The sequence below is a fragment of the Thalassospira sp. GB04J01 genome (assembly GCF_000751115.1).
GTDB lineage: Bacteria > Pseudomonadota > Alphaproteobacteria > Rhodospirillales > Thalassospiraceae > Thalassospira > Thalassospira lucentensis.
The window spans coordinates 93,318-109,913 of the sequence record NZ_CCDX020000017.1 but is presented as its reverse complement, the minus strand read 5'-3'; the positions used below and the strand labels follow the sequence as shown (position 1 = coordinate 109,913).

Below are 16,596 nucleotides of genomic sequence, written 5' to 3'. Positions count from 1 at the left end.
GAATGGCGTGTTGAGAGAGCGTAGAGAAGACTTAGTGTTTGGTGGCGATACCCGAAAGGGCGCGTAGTTCGGCACTGGGCGGTAAATCGCGCGGCAGATCAATATTGCCTACGCGCAAAAACCGGTTTTCAACCACCGCTTCCTGTTCTTCCATCAAACGCTGGGCCGCGCACATGTGCTGATAGGTCACCGCACGTGCGGTTTCGCCATCCCCGTTGCGCAGGGCTTCGATCAGACGGAATTGATAATTACGGCCCGTTTCGCGCAATTCGGTATTGGGCTGATCATAGATCTTTTTGCACACGGTCAAATTCATCAAAAGATCAATCATGAACCGGCAGAAAAACGATAACAGCGGATTGGGGCACAGCTCGACCAGCACCAGATGAAATTCAAGTTCCTTATGGCGTTGGCGCCGGGCTTCTTCGATTGATTGCGGGTGGCTTGCATACCAGGTCATCACTTCTTCAAGACGCTGAAAATCATCCTCGGACAAGTGCCCGATGCAGGCCGCGGCCATTTCCGGTTCCAGCAGAATGCGCAATTCATAGATATCGCGGATCGAAAGGTTCTTGAAAAAGAAGTAATTCGACAAAAGCTCAACCGCACGCCCCTCGGACACGCTGTCGATAAACGCCCCGCCCCCCGGACCGGTACGGGTGGTGATGATCCCCTGCGTTTCCATGGATTTCAGCGCTTCACGCACCGTGCCTTTTGACGCACCAAGAAGGGCGATCAAATCGGCTTCCTGTGGCAATCGTGAACCGGGGCGCAGGCCCTTTTGCGCGATGTAATCTTTCAGCGCATCGGCAATGATATCGGGCCGTTTACGGTCGCGTTTGCGCGGCCGCGTCACAAGTTCGATATCCTTTGCCGGACCCTTGATCGGGTTTTTGGTCATCCTGTTTTTCCTGTCGCGCCCTGAAGATTATGTGTCGGGCACATATTAGTTTATTTTATGCCGATGTCACCGGATTGAGCGGATGAAAACATGCCGCATCATGATTTTCGAGGCCATAATGCGCATCGGGCACCTTGGCAACGCAGTCATCCTGCGCACGCGGACAGCGCGGCGCAAAGGCACATCCGGGCGGCGGTGCCAATGGATCGGGCAATTCGGCACTGGCATCCTCAACCGTCAACCCGCGTTTGCCCGGCACCGGCGCGCTATCAAGCAACAAGCGGGTATAGGGGTGCCGGGGTTTGTCAAACAGCGCACGGCCTTTTGCCTGTTCGACGACGCGCCCGAAATACATCACGGCCACCCGTTCACTAACCGCTTCGACCACGGATAAATCATGGCTGATGAAAACATATGTCAGGCCAAATTTCTTTTTAAGATCGGCCAAAAGGTTCAGCACCTGTGCTTGAACCGACACATCGAGTGCCGACACCGGTTCATCCAGAACAATGATTTCCGGTTCTGCGGCCAACGCCCGCGCAATGCCAACCCGCTGCGCCTGCCCGCCAGAAAACTCATGCGGGTAACGATCCAGAAATTCCGAGCGCAGATTAACCGCATCCATCAGCTCAGCCATGCGCTGATTTAACGCATCCCCTGACAGTCCGCGCAAATAACGTAACGGCGCAGCAAGGGTCTCACGGATCAATTTGCGCGGATTAAGCGAACTGATCGGATCCTGAAACACATATTGAATGCGCCGTGACAACGCATGACGATCACGCGCAATCAGATCGTTCATATCCGATCCGGTCAGGGTGATATTGCCCTCTGTCGGGCGATCCAGCCCGACCAGCATCCGGGCCAATGTCGATTTTCCGCACCCTGATTCCCCGACAATGCCAAGGGTTTCCCCCTTACGCACCGCGACATCAATGCCACGCACGGCATAGACGGTTGGCTTTTGCCCGCCAAACAGAGTCCGGCCACCGCCAAAGGTCCGCACCAGATCGCGGGTTTGCAAGACGACATCAGAAACATGAGTCGCATCAGACATCTGCACCCTCCATCGGTTTGATACAGCGCACACCATGGCCTTCGCCAAGATCATCAAAGGCAATTGAGCCAACCCGACATGCGTCCTCGACCCGGTCACAACGATCGGCAAAGGCACATCCGGCAGGCAGATTATTAACCGCTGGCGGCAATCCCGGAATGGCCGATGTGCGGCGGTCGGGTTCGCCCAAACGCGGCACACAATCAATCAAACGCTTGGTATAGGGATGGGCCGGATGATGAAGCACTTGCTCGGTCGTGCCCATTTCAACAATCCGTCCGGCATACATCACCGCCACCCGGTCACAGATTTCCGATACCACGCCAAAATCATGGGTGATGAACAAAACCGACGTGCCGTGATCATTGCGCAGATTGTTCATCAATTTCAAAATCTGCGCCTGTACCGTCACATCAAGGGCTGTGGTCGGCTCATCGGCAATGATCAGGCGCGGTTCATTGGCCAGCGCCATGGCAATGCCAACCCGTTGACGCATCCCGCCCGACAATTGATGGGGATAGTTGTCGGCCCGGCTTTTCGGATTGGGAATGCGCACCATACCAAGCAACTCAACCGCCTTGGCCCACGCATCCTTATAGCTAACAGCATTATGCGCCCGAATGGCTTCGACCAGTTGATCCCCGATGGAAAACAGCGGATGCAGGGTCGATAACGGGTCCTGAAAAACATAGGCCGCTTTACCGCCGCGAATGTCGCGCACGTCATCTTCCGACATGCCATAGACATCTTTGCCATCAAACATCACCCGTCCGCCAACAATCGTGCCGGGTGGTGAGGCAACCAGCCCCAAAAGCGACAATGCGGTAACCGATTTGCCTGAACCAGACTCCCCGACCAGACCAACGCATTCGTTTTTGCCTACATGGAAACTGACCCCGCCGACCGCCTTATAGCTGTCATCGCCCAGAACAAATTCGGTGCGCAACTCATCGACCGCCAGAACCGTGTCATCGGAATAAGTTGTGCCTGCCCCCTCGTCCGTCCGGTCAATACGGGTCAGTGGTGCCGGACGTGCCAATGCACCCGATTTCAAACGCGGGTCGAGCACATCGCGAATGCCATCACCGAGCAAATTGATGCTCATCACCAGAACAAAGATCATCGCACCGGGAATGGCCGACAGATGCATCGCGGTCGTGATCAGTTTCCGCCCTTCGCCCAGCATCGACCCAAGGTCGGCCTGTGGCGGCTGTGCGCCCAGACCAAGGAAGCTTAACCCCGCCGTTTCAAGGATCATCCAACCGACCGTGGTCGAGATCGTAATCACAATCACCGGCATCACATTGGGCAGAATTTCGGTCAGGATGATGCGGATATGTCCTTTGCCCGAAAGTTTGGCCGCATCGACAAATTCGCGGTGCGCAATCCCGACGGTCACACCGCGGATGTTACGGGCAAAGAACGGAATATTGACCACCGCAATCGCATAAAGCGCATTCATCAACCCCGGACCAAGGGCAGCAACAATCGCCAAAGCCAGCAGGATGTAAGGGAACGCCATCAGCATATCAATGCCGCGCATCATGATATTATCGGTACGCCCGCCAAAATAGCCCGAAATAATCCCGATGGCCGAACCAAACAGCGCAGCAACAAGGGACGCCGAAATCCCGACCGCCAGGCTGACCCGCGTGCCCCAAATTAACCGGGACAGCAAATCGCGGCCCAGATGATCGGTGCCCAGGAAATGCCCGTCGGCAAGGGGCCGCAACAAACGCTGTGCCGGATCCGTGGCATCCGGATCGGGCAGCGGCAGGATCGGTGTTATAATAACTATTAAAACCACCAACGCCAAAATCACCGCCCCCATCAGGGCAAGCTGGTTGCGCGCCAAAAGCTTGAACGCCGAGGGGCGCGCGGATCGCTTTTTTGCATTGGTATGAGGATTTGAATTTGGGCCTGTCACGGCGGTACTGGTCATGCCTTCACCCTTGGATCAAGCAGATGCTGGATGACATCAGCAAACAGGTTAAACAGAACGTAACTGCCCGCAACCAGAACCACCCCGCCCTGTACGAGCAGGATATCGCGCGTTGAAATCGCATTGACCAGCATGCGGCCAATACCGGGCCACTGGAACACGGTTTCAATATAGACCGCCCCGCCCAGAACAAAGCCCGCCTGAACCCCGATCACCGGAATGACATTGACCAGTGCCGCCTTGAACGCGTGGCGATAAATCACCCGGTTTTCATCAAGCCCCTTGGCCCGTGCCGTGCGGATGAAATCCTGACGCAGCACTTCAAGCATGTTGGACCGTGTCAGTCGGGCAATAATCCCGGTCGCCACCACGGCCAAGGTGACCGATGGCAAAATCAGATGCCGGATCAAATCGGGCAGATCACCACCGCCGTAAATGGCGTACATGCCACTAACTGGCAGCCACCGCAATTCAACGGCAAAAAACATCATCAACAACAGACCAAGCCAGAAACTTGGAATGGAAATCCCGATCAAAACCGCAAAGGTCAGTGTTTTGTCCGCCCAGCCATATTGACGCACGGCCGAGACAACCCCGGTCAACAGACCAAAAATCGTACACAGCACAAGCGACGTTCCCGCCAAGATCAGGGTTGCCCCGAACCGTTCAAGGATTTCATCAAGAACCGGACGATTGAGGCTGTAAGACCGCCCGAAATCGCCCTGAACCATATTGGTCAGCCAGATCCAGTATTGTTCGATCATGGTTTTGTCCAGACCAAGATCGGCGCGCAATTTCGCGACATTTTCCGGCGTGGCATAGGATCCAAGGATCGCCAGCGCCGGATCACCGGGGATCAGCGACATAATCAAAAAAACGATCACAGTCAGCCCCAGTAAAACCGGGATCATCAGGATCAATCGACGCAGGATATAGACGTGCATGGCGCGGCTCGTCTGGTTATGTGCGGGAAATAGAAATGCCGGGGCACGCATTGCCCGCCCCGGCATCAAAGATCAGATCAGTTTTTCACAACGTCATCAAGCAGCAGGAAGAAGGATGGCTGCAATTTGAAACCATCAACCATGGTGCTTGAAACGGCGTTTTGCTTCCAGTTCGCGATGAAGGCCCACGGGGCATCGTCATAAACGATTTCCTGCATTTCGCGGTACAGCTTGGCCCGTTCAGCCTGATCGGTGGACGAACGCGCAGCTTCAAGAAGCTTGTCGACTTCCGGGTTGGAATAATACCCGGAATTAAACCCGCCCTTGTCGGGCCACGCATCGGTGCGCAGTGCCAGATATGGCAAGGTATCTGGATCATTGGTCATCCAGGCCATTTCCGCCATATCTGCCTTGCCTTCAAGACCCGGGTTCACCTTACCAAGGAAGGTGTTCCATTCGTATGTCTCAATTGCAACGGTCAGACCGATCTGCGCAAGGTCCGCCTGAATGGCCGCCCCCATCGGGATCGGATCAAGCATGCCTGAACCGCCTTCGGTGACATAGAACGTCACTTCCGCACCCTCGGCACCGGCTTCCTTGATCAGCTGTTTTGCCTTTTCGATATCATGGGGATAAGGCTGAAGCTGTTCATTATAGGCCCATGCAAATGCGGGCGGGGTTGGCCCGGCGGCGACTTCGGCCGTGCCCTGAAGGACGTTTTCAACCAGTGCCTTTTTATCAATCGCATAGTTGATCGCCTGACGGACTTTCTTGTCTTTGAACGGGCCTTCTTTCATGTTCAGGATCAGGAACCAAAGATGCGGTCCGGCCTGTTCATAGACACTGAAATTGTCGTCCCCCGACAGCTGCGTCAGGCTATCTGGCGGCACTTCGACCATCAGATCAATGCCCCCGGCCATCAGTTCAGCCACACGGGTATTGGCATCCGTGATCGGACGAAACACAACCGCTTCAAGCTTGGCAGCCTCTTCCCAATAGTCATCATTGCGCACGACAACGACCTTGGCATTGCTTTCCCATTCAGCAAATTTGAATGGGCCGGTGCCCACCGGATGGCGACCGTAATCCGCACCAAATTCTTTCACGGCTTCCGGTGAAACGATCAGGCCGGTCGGATAGGCAAGGTTGGACAGGAACGGTGCATAAGGCGCATTAAGCGTAAATTTGACCGTCAGATCGTCCACGACATCAATCGTTTCCACAGCGCTAAAGAAAAACGCCAATGGGAACGGGCCGGTGTCATGTTGGGGATGGTTTTCGTCAAGCATACGGTCGAAATTGTATTTCACCGCCTCGGCATTGAACGGGGTGCCGTCATGGAATGTCACCCCATCGCGCAGCTTGAACGTATACACCGTCCCGTCACCAGAAATCGTCCAGCTTTCCGCCAAGGCAGGCTCAACTTCAAGCGTGCCATCCTTGTAGCGGACCAGACCATCATAGACATTCATCAGAATGCGAAAATCGTTCACGGCGGTCACAGCCGCCGGATCAAGTGATTTGGGCTCGGCAATCTGACCCACCACCAGAACACCCGGTGGGGTCTGGGCTTCGGCATGGCCGAACCCGAATGCACAAACCGCGAGGGCGGCTGCTGTCAGCGCCCCTTTAAACAGGCTTTTCATTCAAGCCTCCCTTGTTGAAACCTTCCTGTTACCCCGGCTCAAACCGAACCGAACGACAACGCACCGCTTTTGTGGTGTTCTTTTTTTTAAACGACGTTTCCCGTTTTCCGAACCCGTTGTCGATGCGTTCGGATGTGACGGTTGCAAAACCTATTTATAATGATAAATTCGAATTCGGCAATTATTTATCATAATAAATTTCCAGACCGCCATCGTGCTAAGCTGGGACACAGGCAGGAAACATGACTTACACAATCGTCGCCAGAGACCCGAAAACCAATGCACTGGGCATTGCCAGTGCGACGGGAAATCTGGCCGTGGGTGGCTTTGTCCCGCATCTCAAACCCGGTATCGGCGTGATTGCGACGCAGGGGTTTTCAACCAACTACTGGTACGGGATTAACGGTCTCACCTTGCTTGAATCCGGTAAACGAGCCGATTCGGTGCGTGATGAACTGACAAATGCCGACGATGGTCGCCAATGGCGGCAGTTGCTGGTGCTCGATGGCAATGGTGAAACCGCTGCCTGGACCGGGGATAAAAACCGCCCTGAAACCACCCATCTTGTTGAACGCGACCTTGTACTGGGCGGTAATATGCTGGCCCATGCCAATGTGCCAAATGTGATGCGTGACCGATTTCATACCCTGACACAGACATCGCAACGGTTTGAACTTTGTCTTCTGGACGCACTTGTTGCCGGGTTTGAGGCCGGTGGCGATGTGCGCGGTACCACCTCGGCCATGATCAAGGTTGTCTATCCAAATGCCCTGCCGCTTGATCTTCGGGTTGATGACCACCCTTATCCGATGACAGAATTGCAACGCCTTTACGATATGACCCGCGATCCTGAATATCGCATGTTCTTTGACCGACTTCCGACACCCGACAAGCCCCACCAGTACTAAGGCTCCCATCATAATGCTTGGCCAACTGATCTTTGACCGTCTTGAAGATGCCGCCCGTCACAGCCTGCCCGGCCCCGGTGTTACCCGCCTGTTTTTAAGCGATGAACACCGTACGGTTACCCCGCTGATTTGCGACTGGATGCGCAAGGCGGGTCTTGCCAGTGAAATTGATGCGGCTGGCAACATCGTCGGGCGCGATCAGAAAGCCCTGTCAGGTGCACCGACCCTTATTCTTGGTTCCCATCAGGACACCGTGGTTTCAGGGGGGAAATATGACGGGATGCTGGGTGTTGCCCTTCCGATTGCGGTGATTGCACATCTTGCCAAGGCGGGCATTGAATTGCCGTTCGGCATTGAGATCGTTGTCTTTGGTGACGAAGAAGGCACGCGGTTCCAGTCAACTCTTGTTGGATCACGTGCGCTTGCCGGGACATTCGATCCCAATGCATTGAACGCCACCGACGATCAGGGCATCACCGTCGCCGACGCGCTAAAGGCCTTTGGCTGCAATCCCGATGACATCCCAACCCTTAGACGGGACAAGGGCAATATTCTCGGCTTTGTCGAAATCCATATCGAACAGGGACCAGTTCTTGAAAAAATGGATTTGCCGGTTGGTGTGGTCACGGCCCTGACCGGGATCGAACGCCACCGCGTGCGCATTCAGGGCAAGGCAAGCCATGCCGGAACCACCCCGATGGCGGACCGCCATGACGCATTGGTTGCCGCCGCCGACGTTATTCATCAGGTCGAAGCCATTTGCTCGGCCACCGAGGGGATGGTCGGTGTGGTTGGCAAAATCGATGTCACGCCAAATGCGGTTAATGTCATTCCCGATCATGTTGACCTGACGATTGAGCTGCGCGCGCCCGAACGTATCGTGCGGGTCAATGGCCGGGGGCAGATCCTGTCGGCCCTGCCCAATATTGCGCGCAACCGCCGGGTCGAAATCTCGGCGGATCAAACCTATGAGGCAGAAGGTGTTAAATGTGCCGACTGGATCATGAATGGATTGGGTCAGGCCATTGGCGAACAGGGTATCACCCCCCACCGCCTGTTTAGTGGTGCGGGCCATGATGGATTGGCGATGCATGATCTGTGTGACATCGGCATGCTGTTTGTTCGTTGCCGTGATGGGCTCAGCCATCATCCCGACGAAGCCATCACGCCCGAGGATGCCGATGTCGCAGCAGCCGTATTGATCGATTTCCTGCAAATGGTTGGCCCGATGAAGGGTCTATAGGCCAAGTCATCGATCTAGCACACCCGGTTCTTCTCACTCTTTTTCGATAAACAGACAGTATTTTACGACGCACCGAGTTCATTTCGGCGCGTTTTATTTTGTTTTGGCCCCGAAAAACCCAATCCTAGGCACATACGAAATACCCTTAAATCAACTTTTTAGCGAAATTATTTCATTTTTATGTATCCTTTGTTTTGTGTCGCCTCAACTGGCGGCGGGGGAATGCATATCGGGGAAACCGTCGTCCTGCCGTCATTGACCATCGCGACAAGGTGCAAAAGAACCATTTTTGCATTGCGTGCCGTGGGAGAATCTACCTGACAAATTCGTCTCTGATCAGGAGAAGCACATGACCGACCAGCCGATACTCGTAGGCTACGACGGAACTGATGCAGCACAACGTGCCGCAGAATTTGCCGGTCAACGCGCAGCAGCCGTTGGCTGTGCCGTTCATCTGGTTTTTGTTCTTGAGTGGTCCCCCTACAGCTTCCTTTCAACAAAGGAACTGGAAGAACGGCATCAACGCCGTACAGAAGAATTGTCGCGCGCAGAGGAAACACTCAAGCCCGCGCTCGATGCTCTTGCCAAACTAAAAGTTCCGGTGACTTCGGAAGTCCGATACGGCCATTCCGGCGAGCTGATCTGTGCGATCGCAAAAGAAAAGAACGCATCGCAGATCATTCTTGGCCGTAAAGGCGGTTCCGCGCTGGGTGCGCGGTTACTGGGCAGTTTGCCCCTGACACTGGTGCAGGCATCGCCTGTTCCGGTCACGGTCGTTCCGTAAGGCAATCACACCAAAAAAGATAAACCGGAGAAACTTCATGTTCTGGAAAAAGACAGCCGCGGCAAGCGCCGTTGCATTGATGTCGGCCCTTCTGCCACATGTCGCCACCGCGCAGGAAGTCAGCCTGGACGAGAAAATCAATCAAGCCATCGCCCCCATTTCCAACGTTATCGCCGGGACCATCTTCTATTCCGTCCCGGTTGCTGGCACCGCCTTTCCGCTGATTGTCGGGTGGCTGGTGATCGCGGCCACCATTTTCACCCTGTATTTCGGGTTTGTGCAGTTCCGCAAATTCGGCCACGCTATATCACTGGTCAAGGGGGACTATTCCCACCCCGAAGACGCTGGTGAAGTCTCGCATTTTCAGGCCCTTGCCACCGCCCTTTCGGGCACGGTTGGCCTTGGTAATATCGCAGGTGTGGCCGTCGCCGTTTCCATTGGCGGTCCGGGGGCGACATTCTGGATGATCCTTGCCGGGTTGCTGGGCATGGCATCCAAATTCACCGAATGTACGCTGGGCGTGAAATACCGTAACGAATACCCCGATGGTCGGGTGTCGGGTGGTCCGATGTATTACCTGTCCAAGGGGCTGGCCGAACAGGGCAGACCGGGACTTGGCAAGGTATTGGCCATCCTGTTTTCGGTGTGCTGTATCGGCGGTGCCATTGGCGGCGGCAACATGTTCCAGGCCAATCAGGCGTTTCAGCAGGTTGTCAATGTCACCGGGGGCGAAAACAGCTTCCTGGCCGGATCGGGCTGGTTGTTTGGTCTTGTCATGGCAATCATTGTTGGCGTTGTCATTATTGGCGGCATTAAATCCATTGCCAAGGTCACGGAAAAAATCGTGCCGTTGATGGCGGTTATTTATGTCACTGCGGGCATGATTATTATCATCAGCAACATCAGCATGGTCGGCGATGCCTTCACTCAGATCTTCGTCGGGGCCTTTACCGGTGCCGGGGTTGCCGGTGGCTTTGTGGGCGCGCTTATTCAGGGCTTTAAACGTGCCGCGTTTTCCAACGAAGCGGGCATTGGTTCTGCTGCCATTGCCCACGCAGCCGTGCGCACCAAAGAACCCATCACCGAGGGCTATGTCGCCCTGCTTGAGCCGTTCATTGATACGGTGGTGATCTGCACCATGACCGCCCTTGTGATTACCATCAGTGGTGAACTTAATTCCGGTCTGACCGGGGTTGAGCTGACATCGGCTGCATTTGCATCGGCCTTTACATGGTTCCCGTTGATCCTGGCACTGGCGGTTGTGCTGTTTGCCTTTTCAACCATGCTGTCATGGTCCTATTACGGGCTTAAAGGCTGGACCTATCTGGTCGGTGAAGGCAAAGGCAAAGAGATCGTTTTCAAGCTGTTCTTCTGCTTGTGTGTCATCGTCGGGGCATCAATGAGCCTTGGTCCGGTAATTGATTTCTCGGACTCCATGATCTTTGCCATGGCTATTCCCAACATCATTGGCCTGTACTTCCTGATGTCGGTGGTGCGCGGCGAGGTCACTCAATATTGGGACAAGATTGAACGCGGCGAAATCAAGAAGGTCAAATAGACAGCGTTCCATATCCCAAAGACAAAAGCACAAACACCCCTGTGACGCTGACAGGGGTGTTTGGCTTTAATGCCAACGTTAATACCATTAGGCGACACTTACTTTTCGACGCGATGTTTTGGTGGATTTCCGCGCCGAAACAGTTTCAGCAGCGGCTGTAATCAAGATACAAATGGCCATCAAAATAACCGAAATCGCCGATGCCGCCGGAAGGTCGCTTCCGGTTTCTGATATTTTCGAATACAGCACCAGCGGCAGGATATTCACCTGCGTACCGACCAAGGCCAGTGCGGTGCCATATGCGCCAAATGCCACCGCAGATGTCAGGCAGAATGCAGAAATAAAGCCGGGAATAAGTTGGGGCAGTAAAATATCGAGATGCGCGCGAAAACCCGAAGCCCCCATCGATTTTGCCGCATTAATCTGGGCATAGTCGAAATTCACAAGCGGGGGCAACAGCACCATGACAACGCGCGGGATCAGATAATAGGAATAGGTAAATCCAAGCCCAAGCGGCGAGAAAATAAACCCGCCAATCACCGCCGGATCTGCACCGATCCCGGCCAGCAAGCTTGTAACAAATCCGGCCCGCCCAAAGGTCAGAATAAACCCGTAAGCCACAATCAAACCCGAAAATGTCAGCGGCAAAGAAATGCCAAACATCAGCAAGGTCCGCACCCGTTCGGATTTACCCGCCAGATGTAAAGACACAAAGTAACCGACCACCAGCGAAAACAGCGGTGCGGCAATGCCGATAACAAAACTGCCCTTTAACCCGGCCCAGAACACCGGATCGGAAGCGACCCTGCTATACGCAGAGCCGCCATCCGAAAAAGAGTCCGCCGCAACAAAGATCAGAGGCAGGACAAAGAAGGCAAACAAGAACACCGTTGCCGGCAGCGCTAGCCATATCAATGCCCGTTTAGGAAGTCCGATCATTTTACCTGATCTCCGTTGTCAGGACCTGCACAGGATGCAGGGATCAATTACTGGCCAAGAACGGCCTTGGACCAACCACTGTCGATTTGCGCTTTAAGCTTGGTCGCCTTAACGATATCAAGCGGCTTGATCTGTGGGGCATCGGGCATTTTTTCTGCGACATCTGCGGGCAATTTCACTCCTGGAACAGACGGACGCACATAGCCTTCGGCAAAGGTCACCTGACCTTCTTCGGTCATGATGTAGTTCAGCCAAAGTTTTGCCGCCGACGGGTTCGGGGCATTTTTGACCATGCTGATGGCATAAGGGGCCGCAGCAGATGCTTCTTTAGGGATCACAACATCAATGTCGTCGCCCATACCGTCTTTGTATTTTGCTTTCAGGCCATCGTTTTCATAGCCGATCCAAATCGGGATTTCCCCTTTGAGGAACTGCGCATAAGGGGTCGTGCCCATGGTGCGAAGAACGTTTTCCGATTTGTGCAATTCCGCCAGATACGCGATCCCCGGCTTGACGTCATCCATGCTGCCGCCATTACCAAAGGCCGCGGCAAACACAACAACCTGGCCCTGGCCGGTCGAACGCGGATCAAGATAAACAACCGAGTTCTTGTATTCCGGCTTTAGCAAATCTGCCCAGCTTTGCGGGGTGTTTTTGACAAGCTTTTTGTTGACCAAAAATGCCACATCAAGCTTGTGAATGGTGAACCACTTACCTGCTTCATCGCGCAATTCCGGCGGAAGTTTATCAAAATTGACCGGCTCGAACGGGGCAACGACATCGCGATCAACCGCATCAAGGGCGGAACCGGCGAAATAATACGCGGTGTCGGCCTGCGGACGGTTGCGTGATTTATCAAGTGCGACAACGGTCGCCGCTGATCCAAGGTCGTTATAGACCATTTCAACACCGGGGTAGCGTTGCTTAAAGTTCTTAAACTGTGCTGCCCAGTTGGCCCACGTTGGTCCGGTATCAAACGAAACAACAAGACCTTCTTCTTTGGCCTGTTCGTACAGGGCTTTTTCGCCGTCATACAGTTCCGGCCCGTCAAATGCGTGTGCCGTGATGGGCAACATGGAAAGTGCGGCAACCACTGCTGCCTTGATCTTAAACGCCATTGGTCGTTCTCCTGATGGGTTAATCGTCCTGCAAGGGAAGAAGTCGGACGCTGTCGAAAGGAATGGAAATACGTGAAAGTGAACCGCGGTACCCGGTTTCACCGGTGATGACACAGCCCGCGACAGAAAGGTCATAGCGGCGTACAGCCCCCAAAAACCTGTCCTGCACCAGCGTGCCGTTAAAATAATTCGGGGCTTGTTCAGGATTTTGGTCAGCGGTCAGCGGCATGATCGCCTCGGGCCGGACCATGACATTAACGCGGTCGCCGATGCCCCAATCGCTGGCGTCGCAGGCGATATCACCAAATTCGGTGCGAACACACGTCGATGACATCACATCCCCGATCCAAAGATTGGCCTTGCCAACAAACGCCGCCACCGTGGCGTTAAACGGCTTGTCATAAAGGTCCTTGGGCGATGCGACCTGCAGGATTTCGCCGCGATGAACCACCGCAATGCGGTCAGCCATCGACAAGGCTTCTTCCTGATCATGGGTGACATGGATGGTGGCAATTTGTGCCGTGCGCTGCACATGGGTGATCAAATCACGCATTTCGGTGCGCAACGATGCATCCAGTGCCGAAAGCGGTTCATCAAGCAACAAGGCCTTTGGTTGGTAAACCAACGCACGCGCCAAGGCGACACGCTGTTGCTGCCCACCCGACAAGGTGGCAGGCAAACGATCGGTTGCCGATGACAACCCGACCTCGCCAAGCGCCTTTGACGCCCGTTCAAACCGTTCCGCCCGATCTACACCACGAAGACGCAGCGGATAGGCAACGTTTTCAAGCACCGTCATATGCGGGAACAAAGCATAGGACTGAAAAACAATCCCCAGATCGCGATGGCGTGCCGCCACCCCGCTGACATCTTTGCCCTCAATCCAGATGCTGCCCGATTGCGGTTCCATAAACCCGGCAAGAAGTTTTAACAACGTGCTTTTGCCTGATCCCGACGGACCAATAACGGCAAGCAACTCGCCCTTCTCAACACGAAGGTTCACGTTGGAAATACCACCTTCCCCATCGCCGTAACGATAGGTCACATTTTCAAAACGGATCATTATACGCGTACCTTTTGACGCATTCGCGCCAAGCGCGCACCAAATGCACCGCCACCAGCCGCAAACAGGGCCAAGACGATAAGAATAACTGTCGCCGCACAGGCGAGCCCGGTTGCACCATAAAAGGCCTGCAACAAAACAACCGGATAGGTGCGCGACAAGAAGCCCGAGATCAGATTGGAAATTTGAAATTCACCGATTGAAATTGCGGTCACCATCATCAAGCCCGACAGCAGGCTGTAGCGGATAGACGGCAAGACGATATCGATGAAGCGGCGCCAGAACCCGGCACTCAGCGTTTCAGCAACCTTTTCCATTTCGGCAATACCAAGACGATCCATATCGGTCAGTAACGTGCCAACCAGATACGGCAAGGTCAGAACGCAATGCGCACAGATCAACAACCACGTCGTTCCAAGCCACGGCAACACATCACTGGAAAACACAATGATGAAGCCAAAACCAAGGACCAGTTCAGGCACCGCAACCGGAAGCAGGGTGAAAATGCGCGCTGCCAATCGAACCCCGCGATTTGCAGCAGAAAACACCGCATAGGCAAAGGGAACCCCCAGCAGCACGTTGATCACGCATGTCGCGGCAACAACTTGAAGGCTGGTCAAGAAGGCGCGGCGAAAACTGGGGTCCTCGGCAACCGTTATGTACCAATCAAAGGTAAACCCTGTCGGCAGCAACGTGTTTGTCCAACTTGCCCCGAATGACCCCACCAATAAAAGGGCGATCGGGGCCAGCAGGTAAACGCTGTAAAGGAACGTTATCAGCCCCATAAAATTCGTCCCATCATCAAACCGTATCCTTGGTCATTTCCAAAATCCCAGACAGCTATCTGGCCCGGCGGCCTGTGTGGTGACGTCAATTTACAGATTTCCAAAATTTACACCAATGTAAGTTTTATTACATTTGATGACACAGCATTTACACACTGCATGGCAATCACGATCAGCCCCTCAGAAAGACCACAGCAACCTCGGCCATCACAGTGTCAACATCCTGAAAACGCTGAACACCCGGAACTTCCGGCGCACTGGGCAAGGCAAAAACCGGGCGATCATAGTGCAGCCCATAGGCCATCTCCGTAATCGTGCCAACCCCGCCACCAACAGCAACAAGAACACGTGCAGCGCGCGCAATGATCGAGTTCCGCGTCGGACCAATTCCACTTGCCAACGGAATGGTGACATAGGGGTTTGCCGTTTCCCATTCGTCCCCAGGCAGAAGCCCCATCACGATACCGCCAGACTGCGAAGCCCCGCGTGACGCGGCTTCCATAACCCCTGTCCGCCCACCAGTCAGAAGCGCATAACCAACTTCGCCCAATTTACGGCCCAGCTCTTCGGCCATCTCGCATTCTTCTGGGCTGGCTTCTTTTGCGCCAATCACAGCCACGGGCACCTGACGCACTTTTTGGGTCGCAAACAACCAACCCATGGCTTCTTCGGGGGTAACATTTTTACGATCAGAAGAACCGCCTTCGACCCCATCTGCAGCCATGTCCGATGCGGCCCAAGACAACATCCACGGATCAAATACCTCATTGCCGCGACAAAGCTGATTTTTTTGGGTATCAATATAAAGCTGTAGCAACGATGCGTCCTTTCAGTAAAAAAACAGTCGCCGAGTGTGTAATATAATTTACAAACAAAACACCAGAGAAAGATTTAAGGCAGTTTCGAATGACCCGATCTGAACCGCAATCAGAACTAACCCCACGCCAACGCGACATTGTCCATATTGTTCGCGATCAAGGATTTGCGACGCTTGAAGCTCTGGCCGAGAAGTTTGATGTCTCCACCCAAACGGTGCGGCGCGACATCATTGATCTGAGCAAACAGGGGATTTTGCAGCGTTTCCACGGCGGGGCCGGGCTGCCCAACAATATGGTACGTCTTGGCCATGAGCAGAAAAACCGGCTCGCCGCCGAGGGCAAGCAGCTTATTGGCGAAAAAACCGCAAAACTGATCCCCAATGGCTCCGCCATTTTTCTTGATGTTGGCACAACCGCAGAAGCCGTCGCACGTGCCCTTGGCAATCACCGCAATCTGCGCATTGTCACCAACAGCCTTCTGTCCGCAACCATTGTCTCGGCGCAATCGCACTCGGAAATTCATGTCATTGGCGGCACGGTGCATGGCAACGACGGATCATTGGTCGGGCCCGACACGGATAAGGCCGTTCGGCGCTTTGCGCTGGATTTTGCGATTATCGGCTGTTCGGGCTTTGATGAACATGCCGCCCCGCTTGATCATGACATGCAAAAAGTTGCCGTCAAAACAGCCGCCACTCGTACCGCCAAAAAGAACATCCTGATTGCAGACCACACAAAGTTGACCCGCAAAGCGTTCCTGCGCATTAACGAAGCAAGCGCGTTTCACCTTCTGGTCACCGACCAAACTCCCGATGAAGCCTTTAGGCGTTCTTGGACGCAGGCTGGCGGCGACATCCTTGTTCCGCAATAAGGGGTTACGTCCCTGAGGC

15 protein-coding genes are annotated in these 16,596 nt (G+C 54.3%); 5 read left to right on the top strand and 10 right to left on the bottom strand.

What is annotated here, in order from left to right; genetic code table 11:
- Positions 1-31: 31 nt before the first annotated feature.
- The 5 genes from AMM48_RS18430 to AMM48_RS18410 form a co-directional block, all read right to left on the bottom strand.
- Complete coding sequence (locus tag AMM48_RS18430) at positions 32-901, bottom strand: FCD domain-containing protein (protein ID WP_102785256.1); 870 nt, start codon at positions 899-901, stop codon at positions 32-34.
- 55 nt (positions 902-956) lie between these two features.
- Entirely contained in the window at positions 957-1,958 is a 1,002-nt protein-coding gene (locus AMM48_RS18425) for an oligopeptide/dipeptide ABC transporter ATP-binding protein (RefSeq protein WP_102785255.1), read from the bottom strand.
- On the bottom strand, positions 1,951-3,900 hold the full coding sequence (locus AMM48_RS18420; protein WP_102785254.1) for a dipeptide/oligopeptide/nickel ABC transporter permease/ATP-binding protein: 1,950 nt from the start codon (positions 3,898-3,900) through the stop codon (positions 1,951-1,953). The genes AMM48_RS18425 and AMM48_RS18420 overlap by 8 nt, the downstream gene beginning before the upstream one ends.
- Positions 3,897-4,844, bottom strand: a complete 948-nt coding sequence (locus AMM48_RS18415; protein ID WP_102785306.1) for an ABC transporter permease — start codon at positions 4,842-4,844, stop codon at positions 3,897-3,899. The genes AMM48_RS18420 and AMM48_RS18415 overlap by 4 nt, the downstream gene beginning before the upstream one ends.
- Before the next feature lie 77 nt (positions 4,845-4,921).
- On the bottom strand, positions 4,922-6,490 hold the full coding sequence (locus tag AMM48_RS18410; RefSeq protein WP_102785253.1) for an ABC transporter substrate-binding protein: 1,569 nt from the start codon (positions 6,488-6,490) through the stop codon (positions 4,922-4,924).
- A gap of 242 nt (positions 6,491-6,732) precedes the next feature.
- On the opposite strand from AMM48_RS18410, the gene AMM48_RS18405 reads away from it, so the two are divergent.
- The 4 genes from AMM48_RS18405 (at position 6,733) to AMM48_RS18390 (ending at position 10,983) form a co-directional block, all read left to right on the top strand.
- Positions 6,733-7,398, top strand: coding sequence for a DUF1028 domain-containing protein (locus AMM48_RS18405; RefSeq protein WP_102785252.1), 666 nt, complete (start codon positions 6,733-6,735; stop codon positions 7,396-7,398).
- 13 nt (positions 7,399-7,411) lie between these two features.
- Positions 7,412-8,641, top strand: coding sequence for a M20 family metallo-hydrolase (locus tag AMM48_RS18400; RefSeq protein WP_102785251.1), 1,230 nt, complete (start codon positions 7,412-7,414; stop codon positions 8,639-8,641).
- Between the two features lie 349 nt (positions 8,642-8,990).
- Positions 8,991-9,425, top strand: coding sequence for a universal stress protein (locus tag AMM48_RS18395; protein ID WP_022732168.1), 435 nt, complete (start codon positions 8,991-8,993; stop codon positions 9,423-9,425).
- A gap of 37 nt (positions 9,426-9,462) precedes the next feature.
- Positions 9,463-10,983: an alanine/glycine:cation symporter family protein gene (locus tag AMM48_RS18390; protein WP_198413562.1), complete on the top strand. Its 1,521-nt coding sequence runs from the start codon at positions 9,463-9,465 to the stop codon at positions 10,981-10,983.
- Positions 10,984-11,070: 87 nt separating this feature from the next.
- Here AMM48_RS18390 and AMM48_RS18385 read toward each other — a convergent pair whose 3' ends face one another.
- The 5 genes from AMM48_RS18385 to AMM48_RS18365 form a co-directional block, all read right to left on the bottom strand.
- Complete coding sequence (locus tag AMM48_RS18385; RefSeq protein ID WP_102785250.1) at positions 11,071-11,922, bottom strand: ABC transporter permease subunit; 852 nt, start codon at positions 11,920-11,922, stop codon at positions 11,071-11,073.
- A gap of 47 nt (positions 11,923-11,969) precedes the next feature.
- Entirely contained in the window at positions 11,970-13,040 is a 1,071-nt protein-coding gene (locus tag AMM48_RS18380; RefSeq protein ID WP_102785249.1) for an extracellular solute-binding protein, read from the bottom strand.
- A gap of 19 nt (positions 13,041-13,059) precedes the next feature.
- Positions 13,060-14,103 carry an ABC transporter ATP-binding protein gene (locus tag AMM48_RS18375; protein WP_102785248.1) on the bottom strand — a complete coding sequence of 348 codons (1,044 nt, stop codon included), beginning with the start codon at positions 14,101-14,103 and terminating at the stop codon, positions 13,060-13,062.
- A complete protein-coding gene (locus AMM48_RS18370) occupies positions 14,103-14,888 on the bottom strand; it encodes an ABC transporter permease subunit (protein WP_102785247.1) in 786 nt (261 codons plus the stop codon). Before AMM48_RS18370 ends, AMM48_RS18375 begins: the two co-directional genes overlap by 1 nt.
- Positions 14,889-15,060: 172 nt before the next feature.
- Entirely contained in the window at positions 15,061-15,705 is a 645-nt protein-coding gene (locus AMM48_RS18365; protein WP_244271299.1) for a TIGR00725 family protein, read from the bottom strand.
- A gap of 89 nt (positions 15,706-15,794) precedes the next feature.
- Here AMM48_RS18365 and AMM48_RS18360 point away from each other — a divergent pair, with 89 nt between their 5' ends.
- Positions 15,795-16,577: a DeoR/GlpR family DNA-binding transcription regulator gene (locus AMM48_RS18360; RefSeq protein ID WP_102785246.1), complete on the top strand. Its 783-nt coding sequence runs from the start codon at positions 15,795-15,797 to the stop codon at positions 16,575-16,577.
- The last annotated feature ends 19 nt before the right edge of the window (positions 16,578-16,596 follow it).